Source organism: Paenibacillus sp., assembly GCF_048976745.1.
Classification (GTDB): Bacteria; Bacillota; Bacilli; order Paenibacillales; family Paenibacillaceae; genus Paenibacillus.
Genome location: NZ_JBHGUU010000001.1, coordinates 61,085 through 74,915, shown reverse-complemented (window position 1 = coordinate 74,915; position 13,831 = coordinate 61,085). Strand labels below are relative to the sequence as shown.

Here is a 13,831-nt window from a genome sequence, read left to right as displayed (position 1 = left end):
AGAGGACGGAAATATGGGTTTACAGGAACAGAAACAACATTTCAGCGTGAATTTGCTGGACTGGTATATGATCAACCGACGGGATTTGCCGTGGCGTCGCCACAACAATCCGTATTTCACATGGGTATCGGAGATTATGCTTCAGCAGACTCGGGTAGATACGGTCATTCCGTATTTCAATCGTTTTATCGGAAATTTCCCGACTGTGCAGGCGTTGGCGGAAGCACCCGAAGAGGATGTTCTGAAAAATTGGGAGGGACTCGGCTATTACTCCCGTGCACGTAATCTTCAGGCAGCCGCGAGACAAGTCATGGAGCTGCACGGAGGCGAGATGCCTCAGGACAAGCAGGACGTCTTTGCATTAAAAGGGGTGGGCCCCTACACGGCCGGGGCCATTCTCAGCATTGCCTTCAACCAGCCGCAGCCTGCGGTAGATGGCAATGTCATGCGGGTACTGTCCCGATACTTCCTCATCGATGAGGACATTATGAAGGGCAGCACCCGGGTGTTGATGGAAGAGCTCGCAGGAGAGCTCATTCCGGAAGGGCGGGCGCGTGATTTCAATCAGGCGCTGATGGAACTTGGTGCGCTGGTGTGTACACCCAAAGCACCGCACTGCCTGACTTGCCCGGTCATGGAGCAATGTTCCGGCCGACTCGCCGGAAGAGAGCTTACCCTGCCTGTCAAGACCAAGGCGAAGCCGCCGCGCCCTGAGCAGCGGCTGGTCGCAATTGTGGAGGGCCGCGGTGATCATCGCGGCCAAGTGCTTGTGCGCCAGCGCCCAGAGACGGGCCTATTGGCCCGCATGTGGGAGCTGCCGCATGTGCTGGCGGCGCCCGCCGCAGCCAGCAAGAAGGCGGCGCCGCTGGCGGATGAGCCGGCCATGGCATTGCTGGCCGGCAGTCTGTGGGCGGAAGGCTTCGCTGCCCGCCCGGAAGGGCTGGCTACCCATGCGGAGCATGTGTTCAGCCACATTGTCTGGAGCCTGCAGGTGTACAAGTGTACCGAGCAGGAACAGAGCAGTGAGCTTCCGCTGATCGCAGCGGAAGCCAGAGCCGCCTACGATGCACAGGCGGCCACAAGGGAGGCCGCAGCCTTGTCATCAGCTGTGTCACCTGAGTCAGCCGCAACGGCGCATCTACCGGAGCCAGGCTCGTCTGATACACAGAACATCACAACATCGCTTAACGATGAAGAGATGTTGTTGTCACCCTCTGACGTTAGGGATGTGGCGCTGAACACTCCGATATTGACAGGTAAAGGCGATGGCTTGATCTACCGCTGGATCGGTCCGGAAGACATGGACAAGATGGCATTCCCCAACATATTTCTGAAGCTGATCAGCAGTTATTTTGCAGGTGCGTATGATCAAGTGAATGATTAATTTGGGAGAGCTAACGAACCCCAGAGGTCTTATCATGTGGGATAAACCACAATGATAAATTCTAATGAACTTGAGTGACGTTATCCTAGCCAAATCAACCCAAAAGTTCGCATCAAAGCCCGTATTTGGGGAAATAGCTACTTTGAGATTCGTTAGGTTCGCGATACGATGAAATATGGAGCAATAGCGTGTCCTTGATTCGTTAGAGAAAAATAACCATAACCATAACCAACTATAGCGATGGCGATAGCAAAAAGAGAGCCTGATCACGGTCACGATGACCGAATCAGGCTCTCTTTTATGTTCATTGTTGCATGTGAACAATCTTATTTTGCAGAAGCGTAACGTTTGTTTACTTCATCCCAGTTGATTACATTCCAGAAAGCACCGATGTAATCAGGACGTTTGTTTTGATATTTCAGGTAATAAGCGTGCTCCCATACATCCAGACCCAGAACCGGAGTCAGACCTTCGAAGAGAGGGCTGTCTTGGTTAGGTGTGCTAGTGATGGACAACTTGCCATCTTTGCCAACTACGAGCCAAGCCCAGCCGGAACCGAAGCGAGTTGTAGCTGCTTTAGCGAAATCTTCTTTGAATTTATCAAAGCCACCCAGTTCGCTATCGATAGCTGCAGCGATATCGCCTGTAGGAGCGCCGCCGCCATTAGGTCCGATGATTTCCCAGAACAAGCTGTGGTTAGCATGTCCGCCACCATTGTTGCGAACCGCTGTACGGATGCCTTCAGGTACGCTGTCAAGGTTAGCAATCAGATCTTCCAAGCTTTTTTCTTGCAGTTCAGGAGCACTTTCCAGAGCTGCGTTCAAGTTAGTTACATAAGTATTGTGATGGCGATCGTGGTGGATTTCCATCGTTTGTGCATCGATATGTGGTTCCAATGCGTCGTTAGCGTAAGGAAGTGCCGGTAATTGAAAAGCCATAATGAAATACCTCCTGAGATTTTAGTTTTTTTTGAAAACAGGTACATATGTAATAATACCCTTGCCACTAATATTAAACCGCATTCGGGCTAATTAAGCAACATTTTTGTTTATTAAGTCCCCCGAGGCGTTGATCTAATGATGGGCTAGAGATAACAAACATATTTTACCCTTTATGAAACTATTTATGTGTTTTCAGGCGTTGAAATGGAGGTGAAGTTTAATATTCGTATGTAAACGGTTACAATTAAGCGCTTTCAAAAGAAAATGCGTGTTTTATGGAGAAAAGTATGGTTTAATTGACGAAGAAGCGGTATTTTCTCGTTTTTTGTCATTATATGAACATTGGGTTTTTGGTAAAAGGGGAATCCCTTTTTGTAAAAAACCTCATCTAAGCTAACGAAAAGGGAGATTTAAGACATGCACGTTCGTTCCTTTCAGTTGAGTGATGCAAGCCAGATGACGGAGCTTCTCCAGGTTGCACTATCGGAAGAGTGTTATGAGAACACGATGGGCCCGTTTGCCCGTCAATTGTCATGGGATTCTGACCTGATCATGGTTGCGGAAGAAGAGGGAGACCTCGTCGGCGCTTTGATCGGTACGATTGATCACAATCAGGGTTGCATTTACCGTATTGCGGTACATCCAGACTATCGTCGCCGTGGAGTCGGCAAAACACTTGTCGAGGCTATGGAACAAAGGTTCCAGCAGCGTAAAGTCAGCCAAGTATGGGTGGCGGGTGATGAGCACAACAAAGTAGCCATGCCTCTATATGAAGCTATGGGTTACGGTGCCAATCAGATTATGAGCGCTTTCCAGAATCTTAGTATTTTGTCTAAAGCTTAGTTTGCATGTAAAGAAATAAAAAAAAGATGTTCATTTCATATTAGGCATATCTCTTTAACGTGTAAAAACGTGAGGGATGTGCCTTTCTATTTGTATGAGTGTTCTTTGCGTAATATTCCTCTGTTTTCTCATTCTCTGAACACGCTTCGGTGTCTCCCAATTCGATTAGACCACTGCGCCTATCCCGGCTGTATTCATGTTATCCAAGGTATTGGTGCTCATAACCAATTGTTTCACTCTCCCAAATGAAGTAGACTGAAAGGGAGTATGGTCACCATTTAACAAGTTTAACTTAACTAATTCATAAATGAGGTGTCCCTTTGAATTCCAATAATCATTCAATGGAACATGTGACTTCCGAGCAACTTCATGAACCGCTAGAGCCTGAACAACCGGAGAAATCCTGGGTTGCCGAGCTGTGGGACTGGGTCAAAACGATTGTTGTTGCATTTGTAATCATGATGCTGCTGAACCTGTTTGTGTTTAACCTGTCGATGGTCAAGGGACAGTCCATGCAGCCGACACTGGTTGAGCGAGATCGCCTTTTCGTCAACAAAATCGTATACCATCTGGGTACGCCTTCCCGATCCGATGTGATTGTACTTCGTGATCCAAGCGAAGGTGTGGAGAAGAAGGATTTTCTGGTGAAACGGATCGTTGGACTTCCGGGAGATACAATTGAGGTCAGGGATCACCATCTATATGTGAACGGCGAGCGGCAAGCGGAAACGTACACCGATATTGAGGTGCAAGACCCGGATTTTGGCCCAATCACACTGGAGCCGGATCATTTCTTTGTGATGGGGGATAATCGTCATGAAGGCAAAAGTAAGGATAGCCGAGTGTTTGGCAGTATTACATCCGACCAGATTGTAGGCAAGGCTGAATTTATTTTCTGGCCGTTTTCTGAATTGAAGAAATTGTAAAATGCTGACAGGACAACAACTTCAGACTGCATTTTGCGTTAAACCATATAGACTCGTTCCGTTTGAATTCAAGTATGCAAGGCATATATAGAAATTAACGCCTGTCCTCTTATCGTGAGGCGGGCGTTCACTATTTACGGAATAAGTGTCGGAAGAAGAGAGGGAAGAGAAATGACGAGCGTACAGACCGGGGCAGCACAGGCCTCCGTATGGGAGAAGTTAAAACAGGAGATCAAGGCAGCTGGCCCCGGACTGGGCATTGATGATATCGGATTTGCTTCTGCTGATCCCTTTGTTTCCCTGAAGTCGCTGCTGGAGCAGTCGCGGGACAAGGGATATGCTTCAGGTTTTGAAGAGCCGGATATTGAAAAAAGGGTGCACCCCGCTTTAAAAGATGGTGAGCCCGCTTCACTTATTGCGATAGCCGTGGCATACCCATCCAAAATGGTGAATCCACCGAAATCGGAGCCTGGTGCGTATCGCGGCATTTTTGCCCGTTCGGCTTGGGGCCAGGACTATCACCAGGTTCTGCGTACAGCGATGGACAAGCTGGTGAACTTTATACGTGAACGTGTACCTGAAGCCATGATCGAAAGCATGGTAGACACCGGAGCACTGGTGGATCGTGCGGTGTCCCAGCGTGCGGGGATTGGTTTTAGCGCCAAAAACTGTGCCATTATATCACCCAAATTCGGTTCATGGATTTTTCTCGGGGAACTGGTGACGAATATCCCTTTTCAACCGGACACACCTGTGACCGAAGACTGTGGTGAATGTACGAAATGTATCGATGCCTGTCCTACAGGAGCATTGGTGGGTCCGGGGCAGTTGAATTCACAGCGTTGTATTTCTTTTGTAACCCAGACAAAAGGGTTCGTGGATGAAGAATTTATGCTGAAAATAGGCAACCGTCTGTACGGCTGTGACACATGTCAGATCGTCTGTCCGAAGAACCGGGGCAAGAACTGGGATCACCATCCCGAGTTTCACCCTGATCCGGAGGTTGTGAAGCCACTCTTGCTGCCGCTACTGGATATCGGTAACCGGGAATTCAAGGAACGTTTTGGTCAGAGTTCCGCCGCCTGGCGGGGCAAGAAGCCGATTCAACGCAACGCCGTTATTGCCCTGGGCAATTTCAAAGACAAAAGTGCTGTACCCAAACTTACAGAAGTACTAAAACGTGATCCGCGCCCCGAGTTGCGGGGAACCGCAGCCTGGGCGTTAAGCAGAATTGGAGGAGAAGACGCCATGAGAGCAATTGGGGAAGCTGCCGCTAACGAACAAGATGGGAACGTACTAAGCATGCTGCAGAAGGCCGAGGAGCGACTGCGTTCGTCCGAGACCTTACCCAAACAGCCACAGGCTGGACAAGTGAGTGAGAAGCAGCCAGAGCAACAGAACGAACACAATGCATCATTACGGGCGTTACAACAGGATTTGAAAATGGAAGCGGGGAGTGAACCGGGTGGTGAGCAACCCGCACCGCCTGCCAAACCGGAAGCCGCAGCGTGGAGGCCTTCCGCAGTTACGGGTCTTCATGGCAAGCCCGTTTACTATGATGAAGTACTGACACCGATCGGTACTCTTACGTTATGCGCGACGGATGAAGGACTGTGTCATATTGATTTTGGCGCTTTTCACGTACGCGAAGCTCATCTGCAACAATGGGCACGTACCTGGATTGGCGAGTATCGATATGAAAAGAATGAAGAGAAGCTCAGCGAAGCTGCACAGCAGGTCCAGCAGTATTTTGCAGGAGAGAGAAAAACGTTCGACCTGCAGCTTGATCGGCTTGGAACACCATTCCAGCTACAAGTATGGCAAGTTCTGTCCGATATACCTTATGGAGAGGCCTCATCACACCAACAGGTTGCGGAAACCATCGGCAGACCCAAGGCTGTTCGTGCAGTTCTGGACGCGATTAGCAAAAATCCGATTCCGATTATTATTCCCTGTCACCGCATCAGCGGTAAAGACGGCACCCTGGTGGGTTATGTAGGCGGTCTGCAAACCAAGGAGCAATTGCTCGCATTGGAGCAGCGATCGTAACGTAAGAGCGGGGGACGTTCATGAAGTATGTAAACGTGGAGAGCGTGGAAGCGGGGGAGCTTCTGGGCAAGACGGTATATTCCAGCAACGGCACGGTACTGCTGTCTGCCGGAGTCCAGCTCACCGTATACATGGTCAATACGCTGAAGCGTATTGGCGTGACCATGTTATACATCCAGGATGAAGCGTATAAAGATGTGGAACCAGAAGACATTCTGGATGAAACCACGAAACGGGCAATAATTAACGAAATGAGTGTCACACTCGAATCCATTCGCTCCGGGAAAGACTGGAGTCCCAGGAAGGTTGCCCTCAGTATAGATAAATTGCTGAACGATGTACTGAACGGGCGTGAACTGTTAGTGCAGCTCACCGATATTCGTACCAAAGACAATGCACAGTATGTTCATGCGATGAATGTATGTTTGTTGTCTTCGGTCATCGGACTGAATATGGGACTCAATTATAATCAACTGAAGGATCTTGCAGTGGGGGCGTTATTGCATGATATTGGAAAAGTGGGGGAACCTCCTGGCAGTGGTTCTGCTGCGAATGCTTCGCTGCACCATACATGGCGTGGATTCGAAGTGATTAAGAACAAACGGGAGTTCAGTCTGTTGGTCGCCCATACAGCCCTTCAACATCATGAGCATGTAGATGGTACTGGTATGCCTAGAGGGATCAAAGGCAGTGACATCCATCTGTTTGCGAGAATCGTCAGTGTGGCTAACATCTATGATAATCTCATTAATGGGTTATCCAAGGACAGTTTGTTGCCACATGAGGCCTGTGAAGAGATGATGGCGTTGTCTGGTACGAAGCTGGATCGGGACATTCTGATTGAGTTCAACAAAAGTGTATCCGTGTATCCCAATGGTACAGCGGTACGACTGTCTACCAAAGAGACAGGAGTCATTGTGCGTCAACATCGGGGATTACCCGGCAGACCTGTAATCAGGGTGGCGCGCGGAAGTACGCGTTATTCTCTGGATGTGGTTGAAATTGATCTGGCTCAGCATACAACCGTTTTCATTGAAGCCGTCATGACGTAGCTTGTGTGGGATTCAACTGGAAAATCCGTTTGCTCAAGGCGTGCGGAAATGCTATGATACTTTCAGGAAATCCGGTCTGTGTCAGGTTTGCAACATGTGCGCTTAACATCATGAAGTGACACGGATTATCAGGCTTTTTAGAATGTATACAGAGGTGTCTAAGAGATGGATATTGTTATACCGATTATCACATTGATTGTTGGTCTGGTCGGGGGATTTTTCATCGGGGTGTTTTACTTGCGTAAACAACTTGAGAAAATGCAAAGCAATCCGGACATGCTTCAGAAAATGGCGAAGCAAATGGGCTACAACCTGAATGGCAAGCAAATGCAGCGTGCCCAGCAGATGATGAAGAATCAGCAGCCAGGAGCAAAAATGCCTCAGCCGCAACAGCATCCTGCGCGTAAAAGTTCGGGCCGCCGAAAATAATAGCAGGGAATAACTGCTTAAAGTGCGTGTTCAAAAAGTTGGGTTTTCAGTATCGAGAAGCGGAACTTTTTGAACAACCTCTTACAGTAGTGGTTCGAAAGGAGGCGTTCGGCAGTGGCTGGCGTTAAAGATTATTTGAATTCAAACGTATCCGACAATCGGGAAAAGATCGAGTATCATGTAGAGCAGATCCTGAAATTGATCGGAGAAGATAGTACACGTGAAGGGCTGCTTGAAACGCCTGCACGTGTGACCCGAATGTATGAAGAAATTTTTGGCGGATATGAAGTAGACCCTCGCGATGTGCTCGGTGTGACGTTTGACGAGAATCATGAAGAACTGGTTATCGTCAAGGATATCGTCTACTACAGTCAGTGTGAGCATCATATGGCGCCGTTTTTCGGCAAAGTGCACATTGGGTATGTACCAAGCGGCAAGATTGTTGGTTTGAGCAAAATGGCTCGTCTGGTCGAAGCGGTAACACGTCGCCTGCAAGTTCAGGAACGTATTACTTCACAGATCGCTGACATTCTGACAGAAGCAGTTGAACCTCACGGCGTTATGGTCGTGGTGGAAGGCGAGCACTTGTGCATGTGTTCCCGCGGCGTGAAGAAACCGGGAAGCAAGACGGTAACGTCTGCTGTGCGTGGTTCATTCCGTGAGAATCCGGCACAACGTGCAGAGTTCTTGTCTTTGGTGAAAGATTAAGATCTGGGATGTCCGCTTATTGGACAAGCCGGATGAGTAGGTCCTTGTGGTTTTGGAAGCAGGAGCTTCTGAAACCGCAGGATAGGGTATAAATAAGCCGTGTTCCCAGGGGAACCGGCTTATTTATATAGGGCGTTGTCATTCCTATATATACTGAGTACATACGAATTCGTTAAGCCGGAGGTAATGGAACGATGAGTGCACCTTCCCATTCAGAACACCCGGTTCAGCCGGAACAGGGACTACAAGCGGATAAACATGCTACATTGCGTCTGCAAATCTGGGAGACACCACTCAAGCGACAAGGCAGTAGTGTACTCGAAGCTTTTGCATGGGAAGAAGTCATGTGCAGGCGGGTTGGGGCAGGGCATCTGCCTGTTGCACATATATGGCGACACCCAGATGCCTTTGTAGCGGGTCTGCGTGACCGCAGGTTGCCACAGGCTGTAGAAGCGATGGAACGGATCAGAAGCCAAGGGACAGCAGTTTGTGTTCGACCTTCAGGCGGAGCGGCCGTACCTCTGAATCCAGGGGTAGTTAATGTGTCACTGATTTTGCCTAATCCCGGACATGCCATCAATATTCATGATGATTTCCGGGAGATGGCTTCGATTATTGCGGAGTCGCTAACGCCATGGTCGAATCAGGCGCAAACGGGCGAGGTTCAGGGTGCTTTTTGCCCGGGGGATTATGATGTCAGTGTAGGTGGGCTGAAATTCTGTGGTATTGCCCAGCGCAGGCAAGCTAAGGCGTATATTATTACTGCTTTTATTATCGTGGAAGGACAGGGAGATCAACTGGCAGCGGACGTGCGTCAATTTTATCAGCATGCAGCAGGTGGGGCGAGTGAAGGATATCCTGATGTTCAGCCTGGCACGATGGCAAGTCTGAAGGAGTTGGCAGGTGTCCCTTCTGCGGCGGCATATACGGCCTCTTTGGTTCGGACTCTACGTGATCGCTATCCGCAGGCGGAAGCAAGCAGGGTGCTTAGCGTTGGCTCTGAAGAAGTACGCGTGACAGCTGAGCAGATGAAACGACGCTATGATTGAGTTCTTGATAAACGGACTTGGAATTGGGTAATAGAGATGATATGATGTGATTTCGGAAGGAGAGTGTTAGGATGGAGACGTTGAGATATACGTACTTATATGAGGTTGTATCTACAGGCGAAAAGTCTGAGTTCAGCCAGATGGCAACAAGCAAGGAAGAGGCTGCTGCACTGATCGTCGCTCGTATTGCCGATCTGGAGTTTACAGATGAGGCTGATATCAAGCTGGGCGACCTGATCGCTATTAGCAAACAGGTTGGCGACAACTATGTAGCGTGCGAGGGCTGTGCTTCTTAAGGGAGCATGAGCATTTTGAAATAGGAAGTCTCTCAAAATATAAGCAAGTCTCTATGACAAGAGGCTTGCTTTTTTGTCTTTACCAAAAAGAGATATCTTTCAGTCATTCGGCTGGAGATATCTCTTTTTGCCCTAATCCATCCAAGCTCAAGCCTTAATAAGGCGGCCACAACAACTTGCGTGCCGTTTCGTAACGCTCAGCAACAGCCGGCCAGTAGACCACATTCCACCAATCCTCAATATACTTTTTGCGTTCATTCTGATGTTTCAGATAGTAGGCATGTTCCCACACATCCAGAGGCAGGAGCGGTACAATATCGGACTGGGACAGATTCTGGTGTTTTTCCGCCTGCAAAATCTCCAAACGATGAGCCCTCGGGCTCCAGACAAGCATCGCCCAGCCACTGCCTTCCACTTTGTTCGCAGCTTCCGTGAATTGATTTTTGAACGCTTCATAACTTCCGAAATCCCGCTTGATCTGCTCTGCGAGCATACCGGAAGGTTTACCACCGCCAGCAGGATTCATAATGGTCCAGAAGATCGTATGCAGGTAGTGCCCCGCCCCGTTAAAAGCAAGTTCACGTTCCCAATGTTTGATGAGTTCAAAATTATTTTTTTTTCGCGATTCCGCCAGCTTCTTCTCTGCCACATTTAGTCCGTCCACATAAGATTGATGGTGTTTGTCATGATGGATGCGCATCGTTAGCTCATCAATATGTGGCTCCAACGCATTGTACGCATACGGGAGAGGGGGCAGTGTATGTCCTCCAATGGGAACCGGGTTTTCCTTTACGGAAGGTGCTGTAGAGCCCGGCGTGGCTTGTGTTGTTCCGGTAGAAGGCGGTTGAACGGTTGCGGATTGGATCTGCGCTGAAGCGGCAGGTGCATTTACATTCCCCTCTGGAGAAGTTGGCGCTTCTGAAGCTTGGCGTTGGATACTTTCTGACCCTGACGTATGCAGGGCATTTTCCAGAAAAAGTGGCGGCTCCGGATCTGTATCACGCAAGATACCAGGTTGGCCAAGCGTATCCAAAACGCCCAGAAAATATTCGGATTCGCGGATGAAATGCAGAATAAGTACTTTGGCAAGCGGAACAGCTTGCACCGCAGCACTTTGCTCCAGAAGAACGTACAGCTGTTTGATGAACTCTCTCGATTGCTGCCGAGCTGCCAACACAAGTTGATCGATACAACGAACGATGTAGGGAGCAGGTGGATGGGTTGCGGGCAATAGTTGTTTTACAAGCTGATTCGCTACGCGCTCACTGTTTGCAAAAGTAGCCTCCCATTCCTCCAGTAGTTTGACGTATGGGGGCTCCAGATCAGGAACCAGTGCACGAATGACGAGTGTATGTTCTTTCTCCTGCTCTTTCCAGAAACGGATTTCCTCCAATATCCGCAGAGGCAGCAGGTGACCATATCCATACCAGTTCATCTATATTAAACCTCCTTCAGATGAAATTCATTACATGCAGACTGTCTATTCATGCGTCCCAAGAGTATATTCCGCGAGCCTGTTGTCCTATGAGTGCAAAAAAAAGAGCCCCTGCGGGGCTCAAGAAAGAACGAAAAATTCGATAAAATGAAATTGGTTATTCTCCACTATTCGTGTTCTGCACATCGTCACTACTTGTTTTTGTTACATGACTCAGGAATGTGGACACACGGCGCAGATATTCCTTTGGATGCTCCCGGAAGATCAACTCATGGTGCGCATCCTGGACAATCCATACATCCGAGTACGGATTGGTCTGGTTGGCAGCGAGCTGTTCTGCAATCGGGTAAGGCGCTTTCTCATCTTCCGTACCGTGAATGAAGAAAATCGGGAACGGATAATCTTCCTTTTTCACTTCCTGGTATGGAATCTGTTGCAATCCGGTACCATTCAGAACAGGGAACAACAGCTTCATAATTTCCAGTGTAGGCTGACGCGGGAGATCGATCTGGTTATGAATGTTGTGGTACAGCGTATCCGGCTCAAGCAGGAACGTACTGTCCAGAATCATCGCATCCACTTCCTGTGTAATCAGTCCAGTCTGTAGCGCCGTACCGGCACCCATGGAGAAACCCCAGACAACCAGTTCCTGCGCACCGCGCTGCTTGGCAAACTGGATGGCACCCAGCAATTGCTGTGACTCCGCTTTGCCACCTGTGGCTACAGCTTTGTTCACCTGTGAGGCGAAGCCATAATCGAACATGACCACGTTGAACCCAAGTTGATGGGCATAGTGTGCCAGGTCATACATCGGTACCCATGTTTCTTCACGGTTGGCACCATAGCCGTGACTGAAAATAATTGTTTTGCTTGCATTATCAGCAGGTATATACCATCCCTGCATCGTCCGGCTGCCATCTGCTGCCGGGAATGTGATGTCTTCATACTTCATATTCTTGGCCTGCATCGGATTGGAGAAGACAGGCGCTACCGTTGGATTGGATAATACCCATGCGATGTAACCATGCAGTGCAATAAAACAAAACAGCAGAAAAAATACAACGGAGAGCAGCAACGCTACGATAATATGTTTGAACCGAATCAGCCTAGGTGATAGGGAAGAGGGCAGATCGGACACTTTTGTTTGCAGCGGGGCTTCGCTCTGGGATGTTGGATACATGAATGCCCCTCCTTTGAAGTTCAGTTGAAGATAACAACGACATGAAAAGAGAAATTGTTTATTTCAGAACCTGCTTCAGAGCGATATCTTAATGTAATATATCTTTATCGTATGTTCCAATATAGTCAAAGTCAATTGATTGAGGGCATTTGTTACGCAATTGTTATATAGTTCTAAAGATATATGGGTAACATTACCTTAGTGTGTAAATTACAGGGGATTAAGTCTTATAAAAAGGAAAATTTTACACTTAAGCTTATTTCAATTTTGGCTCTTTTTGGTTTACAGATGAGACCGTTTCTCATATAATTTATGTAACCAAGTTTCATGTGATGAAACATGAGGAGGGCATTATGCCATGGAAGATCGGAAGTTAACCGTCCGGGCTGTAGAACGGGCGCTGGATATATTATTATGTTTTACCACACGTAGTGATCTGGGACTCACCGAAATTGCCAGCCAGATCGGCTTGCACAAAAGTACAGTGCACCGTTTGATGGCTACGCTGGAGGATCGGGGGTTTGTGATCCGCGATGCAGCAACAGAGAAGTACCGACTTGGCATCCGAATCTGGGAGCTGTCGGCTCATATGTCCCGCAGTGATGATCCGGCGATTCTGCTGCTGCCTGCGATGGAACGACTGAGAGATCGATTGGGGGAGACCGTGAGTCTGTACCTGCGTGATGGCAGTGAACGGATACGGATTCAGGCTGTGCAAAGTGATCAGGCGATCCGCCGGGTCGCTCCTGTCGGAGTTAGACTCCCGCTGTCTGTGGGCGCGTCCAGTAAAGTCTTGATGGCGTTTGCCACGGACGAGGATCGTGAAGAACTGATGAATGGGCCGGAATGGCCGGTGTTTATTGATCCGGCGGTGTATTTGGCACAAATGGGAGATATCCGTGATAACGGATATGCGACGAGTTATGAGGAACGTGAGCCGGGAGCTGCCGCGGTATCTGTACCGATTATGGACCGTCGAGGCAATATTGCAGCTGCCCTCTCGGTCTCGGGGCCCGTCAGTCGACTCTCGCAGGAGACTTTGCACGAATACGCACCTGTGTTGAAGGATGCTGCTACGCAGATGGGGCTCATGTTATCCTGATGTTGATGTAAGGTTTTTCTCCAATTGAGTTGGTGTTCTGGAATATAAAGGTTGTTTTTATGTTCCGGTTGCGCTACTCTGTAATGGACGGCCCAGCGGGGCCAGCTTCATTAAATATGAACGGCGGCTTAAGTATGCCGCAACTTTTAACGTTACTGGGGGAGTCCGAATTGTCCGGACTGAGACGGAATCGCATGAGATTCCGGACCCTTTGCACCTGATCTGGATCATACCAGCGTAGGGAAGTAATCGGCGATATGACCACAACCACCACATGTGTGACTTTTGCAGGACTCCGTTATGGAGCTGCATATAGGAGCATTATTGGTGATGGACATTAAAGTCGGTTCCTTCGGGGGCCGGCTTTTTTTATATACAGTGAACGAATGATATAACACACACTCCATGGACTGCTTTTTCAATAACCTGCAAAAGTG

13 protein-coding genes and 1 riboswitch are annotated in these 13,831 nt (G+C 48.7%); of the genes, 10 read left to right on the top strand and 3 right to left on the bottom strand.

The features are described 5' to 3' along the window. Window positions 1-13: 13 nt before the first annotated feature. Window positions 14-1,384 carry an A/G-specific adenine glycosylase gene (gene mutY, locus ACE3K2_RS00335; RefSeq protein ID WP_421885384.1) on the top strand — a complete coding sequence of 457 codons (1,371 nt, stop codon included), beginning with the start codon at window positions 14-16 and terminating at the stop codon, window positions 1,382-1,384. Window positions 1,385-1,710: 326 nt separating this feature from the next. Here mutY and ACE3K2_RS00330 read toward each other — a convergent pair whose 3' ends face one another. Continuing rightward, entirely contained in the window at window positions 1,711-2,322 is a 612-nt protein-coding gene (locus ACE3K2_RS00330) for a superoxide dismutase (RefSeq protein WP_150364015.1), read from the bottom strand. A 420-nt stretch (window positions 2,323-2,742) separates the two neighbouring features. Here ACE3K2_RS00330 and ACE3K2_RS00325 point away from each other — a divergent pair, with 420 nt between their 5' ends. From ACE3K2_RS00325 to ACE3K2_RS00290, 8 genes are all read left to right on the top strand, one after another. Continuing rightward, complete coding sequence (locus ACE3K2_RS00325; RefSeq protein ID WP_145326471.1) at window positions 2,743-3,168, top strand: GNAT family N-acetyltransferase; 426 nt, start codon at window positions 2,743-2,745, stop codon at window positions 3,166-3,168. Window positions 3,169-3,509: 341 nt separating this feature from the next. Further along, on the top strand, window positions 3,510-4,094 hold the full coding sequence (gene lepB, locus ACE3K2_RS00320; RefSeq protein WP_421885494.1) for a signal peptidase I: 585 nt from the start codon (window positions 3,510-3,512) through the stop codon (window positions 4,092-4,094). A gap of 171 nt (window positions 4,095-4,265) precedes the next feature. Then, complete coding sequence (gene queG / locus ACE3K2_RS00315; protein WP_421885381.1) at window positions 4,266-6,143, top strand: tRNA epoxyqueuosine(34) reductase QueG; 1,878 nt, start codon at window positions 4,266-4,268, stop codon at window positions 6,141-6,143. A 20-nt stretch (window positions 6,144-6,163) separates the two neighbouring features. Then, window positions 6,164-7,195, top strand: coding sequence for an HD domain-containing phosphohydrolase (locus ACE3K2_RS00310; protein ID WP_421885378.1), 1,032 nt, complete (start codon window positions 6,164-6,166; stop codon window positions 7,193-7,195). Window positions 7,196-7,360: 165 nt separating this feature from the next. Continuing rightward, window positions 7,361-7,624, top strand: coding sequence for a YneF family protein (locus ACE3K2_RS00305; RefSeq protein WP_017690778.1), 264 nt, complete (start codon window positions 7,361-7,363; stop codon window positions 7,622-7,624). 114 nt (window positions 7,625-7,738) lie between these two features. After that, window positions 7,739-8,332 carry a GTP cyclohydrolase I FolE gene (folE, locus tag ACE3K2_RS00300; protein WP_421885374.1) on the top strand — a complete coding sequence of 198 codons (594 nt, stop codon included), beginning with the start codon at window positions 7,739-7,741 and terminating at the stop codon, window positions 8,330-8,332. A gap of 194 nt (window positions 8,333-8,526) precedes the next feature. Next, window positions 8,527-9,381 carry a lipoate--protein ligase family protein gene (locus ACE3K2_RS00295; RefSeq protein ID WP_421885371.1) on the top strand — a complete coding sequence of 285 codons (855 nt, stop codon included), beginning with the start codon at window positions 8,527-8,529 and terminating at the stop codon, window positions 9,379-9,381. 71 nt (window positions 9,382-9,452) lie between these two features. Further along, window positions 9,453-9,677: a hypothetical protein gene (locus ACE3K2_RS00290; RefSeq protein ID WP_091039003.1), complete on the top strand. Its 225-nt coding sequence runs from the start codon at window positions 9,453-9,455 to the stop codon at window positions 9,675-9,677. A 154-nt stretch (window positions 9,678-9,831) separates the two neighbouring features. Here the strand turns inward: ACE3K2_RS00290 and ACE3K2_RS00285 are convergent, their stop codons facing one another. Both ACE3K2_RS00285 and ACE3K2_RS00280 read right to left on the bottom strand, forming a co-directional pair. Next, complete coding sequence (locus tag ACE3K2_RS00285) at window positions 9,832-11,112, bottom strand: Fe-Mn family superoxide dismutase (protein ID WP_421885368.1); 1,281 nt, start codon at window positions 11,110-11,112, stop codon at window positions 9,832-9,834. Window positions 11,113-11,269: 157 nt separating this feature from the next. Beyond that, window positions 11,270-12,292, bottom strand: coding sequence for an alpha/beta hydrolase (locus ACE3K2_RS00280; RefSeq protein ID WP_421885366.1), 1,023 nt, complete (start codon window positions 12,290-12,292; stop codon window positions 11,270-11,272). 358 nt (window positions 12,293-12,650) lie between these two features. On the opposite strand from ACE3K2_RS00280, the gene ACE3K2_RS00275 reads away from it, so the two are divergent. Then, window positions 12,651-13,394 carry an IclR family transcriptional regulator gene (locus ACE3K2_RS00275; RefSeq protein ID WP_017690772.1) on the top strand — a complete coding sequence of 248 codons (744 nt, stop codon included), beginning with the start codon at window positions 12,651-12,653 and terminating at the stop codon, window positions 13,392-13,394. Between the two features lie 147 nt (window positions 13,395-13,541). Next, window positions 13,542-13,655, top strand: a riboswitch (TPP riboswitch). Window positions 13,656-13,831 lie beyond the last annotated feature (176 nt).

What these genes read in the sequence shown, in the direction of transcription:
- ACE3K2_RS00285 (WP_421885368.1), bottom strand. Translation starts at nt 11,112, where the DNA reads ATGAACTGGTATGGATATGGTCACCTGCTGCCTCTGCGGATATTGGAG.
- ACE3K2_RS00290 (WP_091039003.1), top strand. Translation starts at nt 9,453, where the DNA reads ATGGAGACGTTGAGATATACGTACTTATATGAGGTTGTATCTACAGGC.
- ACE3K2_RS00305 (WP_017690778.1), top strand. Translation starts at nt 7,361, where the DNA reads ATGGATATTGTTATACCGATTATCACATTGATTGTTGGTCTGGTCGGG.
- lepB (WP_421885494.1), top strand. Translation starts at nt 3,510, where the DNA reads ATGGAACATGTGACTTCCGAGCAACTTCATGAACCGCTAGAGCCTGAA.
- ACE3K2_RS00310 (WP_421885378.1), top strand. Translation starts at nt 6,164, where the DNA reads ATGAAGTATGTAAACGTGGAGAGCGTGGAAGCGGGGGAGCTTCTGGGC.
- mutY (WP_421885384.1), top strand. Translation starts at nt 14, where the DNA reads ATGGGTTTACAGGAACAGAAACAACATTTCAGCGTGAATTTGCTGGAC.
- ACE3K2_RS00275 (WP_017690772.1), top strand. Translation starts at nt 12,651, where the DNA reads ATGGAAGATCGGAAGTTAACCGTCCGGGCTGTAGAACGGGCGCTGGAT.
- queG (WP_421885381.1), top strand. Translation starts at nt 4,266, where the DNA reads ATGACGAGCGTACAGACCGGGGCAGCACAGGCCTCCGTATGGGAGAAG.
- ACE3K2_RS00295 (WP_421885371.1), top strand. Translation starts at nt 8,527, where the DNA reads ATGAGTGCACCTTCCCATTCAGAACACCCGGTTCAGCCGGAACAGGGA.
- ACE3K2_RS00330 (WP_150364015.1), bottom strand. Translation starts at nt 2,322, where the DNA reads ATGGCTTTTCAATTACCGGCACTTCCTTACGCTAACGACGCATTGGAA.
- ACE3K2_RS00280 (WP_421885366.1), bottom strand. Translation starts at nt 12,292, where the DNA reads ATGTATCCAACATCCCAGAGCGAAGCCCCGCTGCAAACAAAAGTGTCC.
- ACE3K2_RS00325 (WP_145326471.1), top strand. Translation starts at nt 2,743, where the DNA reads ATGCACGTTCGTTCCTTTCAGTTGAGTGATGCAAGCCAGATGACGGAG.